The organism is Sungkyunkwania multivorans, from assembly GCF_042675645.1.
In the GTDB taxonomy this organism is placed as follows: domain Bacteria; phylum Bacteroidota; class Bacteroidia; order Flavobacteriales; family Flavobacteriaceae; genus Sungkyunkwania; species Sungkyunkwania multivorans.
Genome location: NZ_JBHTJH010000006.1, coordinates 2,317 through 2,696, shown reverse-complemented (window position 1 = coordinate 2,696; position 380 = coordinate 2,317). Strand labels below are relative to the sequence as shown.

The 380-nt window shown below is 53.2% G+C and carries 1 tRNA gene; it reads right to left on the bottom strand.

From position 1 onward, the window contains the following. Positions 1 to 156 precede the first annotated feature (156 nt). Positions 157 to 230 (bottom strand) — tRNA-Ile (locus ACFQ1M_RS09705). Positions 231 to 380: the final 150 nt, after the last annotated feature.

Genomic DNA, 380 nt, shown 5'->3' with positions numbered 1-380 from the left:
CAAGGCAGGCGCTCTAGCCAGCTGAGCTAATTCCCCTCTTCCAGTAGTCGGCGATCAGTTAACAGTTATCGGTTAAATGATGACACCTATACGTCAACCTGGGATACCCAACTTCCAAAATTTCCAATCAATATATCGCAATGAACTTGCCAATCGTAGTCACGGGCAGACTCGAACTGCCGACCTCTACATTATCAGTGTAGCGCTCTAACCAGCTGAGCTACGCGACTCTGTGAGTGCGCTGCGCCCAACAATGCTGAGCCCCGCCTACGTCCCCGAGTACTCGGGACTGCGTCGGGCAGGCACGCGACCCTCCACGCGGCGCCAAAAGCGCACGCGAAAAAATATCCCATATTCATAATGACAGGAGAAGAGCACCA